Genomic DNA, 1,691 nt, shown 5'->3' on the forward strand with positions numbered 1-1,691 from the left:
GATACTGGGCCGATGGTGATCGTTCTCGTCCTTGGACTGCTGCTTGCGCTCGGCGGCGTCGGACTCGTGCAGTGGTACCTCTGGCGGCGGTTGGCGCGGGATGTCAGTGCACCGGGCGGTTGGTACCGGCGGGCCGGGACGGTGGTGGCCGTGCTGTTGCCGGTGCTGAGTGTGGTGGCGCTGGTCGGCGGGCGGACGTTGCCGTTGGCCGTGGAGCGGTGGTTCGCCTGGCCGGGGTACCTGTGGCTGGCGCTGATGCTGTACCTGGTGCTGGCCCTGCTGGTGGGCGAGGCCGTCCGGCCGTTGCTGCTGCGGCTTCCCCGGCCCGAACGCCGGGCGGAGCAGCCGCAGGAGCCCGCCGGCCCGGCGGACCCGGGCCGGCGGCTGCTGGTGGCCCGGACGGTGGCCGTCGCCGCCGGTGGTGCGGCTGCCGCGGTGGTCGGCACCGGGATGTACGGGGTGCTGCGCGGTCCGGCGGTCAAGCAGGTGACGGTGCCGCTGGCGAAGCTGCCGCGGCAGGCGCACGGCTACCGCATCGCGGTGGTCAGCGACATCCACCTGGGCCCGATCCTGGGTCGCTCGCACACCCAGCGGATCGTGGACACCATCAACCGCACCCAGCCCGACCTGATCGCCGTGGTCGGCGACCTGGTCGACGGCACGGTGCCCGAGCTCGGCCCGGCGGCCCTGCCGCTGGCGCAACTGCGGGCCCGGGACGGGGCGTTCTTCGTTACCGGCAACCACGAGTACTTCTCCGGCGCCGCGCCCTGGGTGGAGTTCGTCCGCGAGCTGGGCGTCCACCCGCTGGAGAACTCCAGGACCGAGCTGCCGTGGTTCGACCTGGCTGGCGTCAACGACCTCCAGGGCACCTCCGAGGGCCAGGGGCCGGACTACGCGAAGGCGCTCGGTGACCGCGACCGGACCCGGACCGCCGTCCTGCTGGCCCATCAGCCGGTGACCATCCACCAGACGGTTCGCTACGGCGTCGACCTCCAGCTGTCCGGGCACACCCACGGCGGGCAGCTGTGGCCCGGCAACTACCTTGCGGCGCTGGCCAATCCGACCGTCGCCGGGCTGGAGCGGTACGGCGACACCCAGCTGTACGTGACCCGTGGCGCCGGTGCCTGGGGCCCGCCGGTCCGGGTCGGCGCGCCCTCGGACATCACCATCGTCACGCTCGCCTCCGGCCAGGCCTGACGCACCGCCCGCGGCGGCCCGCGCCTGCCCGCGCGCGCCCACCCGGCCCACCGCGCATCTCACAGTTCAAAACGGTTCGTCTCACATTCCGGCGGCGCTGTTAGGGTCCCGGCATGAACCAGGACGCGAGGCACCGCAGTTGGGTCATGCTCGGGCTCGGCACCGCCGGGCAGACCGCCAGCACCACCGTGCTCTACGGGCTGCCCTTCCTCGTCCCGGCGTTCCAGCGCGAGTACGGCCTCTCGCTGGCGGCGGCCGGGGTGCTGGTCTCCTGCCCGGTCTTCGGGATCCTGCTGTCGCTGGTGGGCTGGGGTGCGGTGGCGGACCGCTTCGGCGAGCGGATCGCGCTGGCCGCCGGGCTGCTGTCGGCCGCCGCGGTGCTGGCGGTGGCGGCGGACGCGGGCGGGGCGCGGGCGCTGGGCGCGCTGCTGGTGGCGGCGGGAGCCGCCGGGGCCTCGGTCAACTCGGCCTCCGGCCGGCTGGTGATCGGCTGG

2 protein-coding genes are annotated in these 1,691 nt (G+C 74.3%); both read left to right on the forward strand.

Annotated elements, in window-relative coordinates:
• Window positions 1-12 precede the first annotated feature (12 nt).
• Window positions 13-1,197, forward strand: coding sequence for a metallophosphoesterase (locus AA75_RS18990; protein WP_033821287.1), 1,185 nt, complete (start codon window positions 13-15; stop codon window positions 1,195-1,197).
• A 113-nt stretch (window positions 1,198-1,310) separates the two neighbouring features.
• On the forward strand, window positions 1,311-1,691 hold a 381-nt coding region (locus AA75_RS49475), incomplete at its 3' end, for an MFS transporter (RefSeq protein ID WP_368666595.1).

It is taken from the genome of Kitasatospora sp. MBT63, from assembly GCF_000710465.2.
Taxonomy (GTDB): Bacteria; Actinomycetota; Actinomycetes; order Streptomycetales; family Streptomycetaceae; genus Kitasatospora.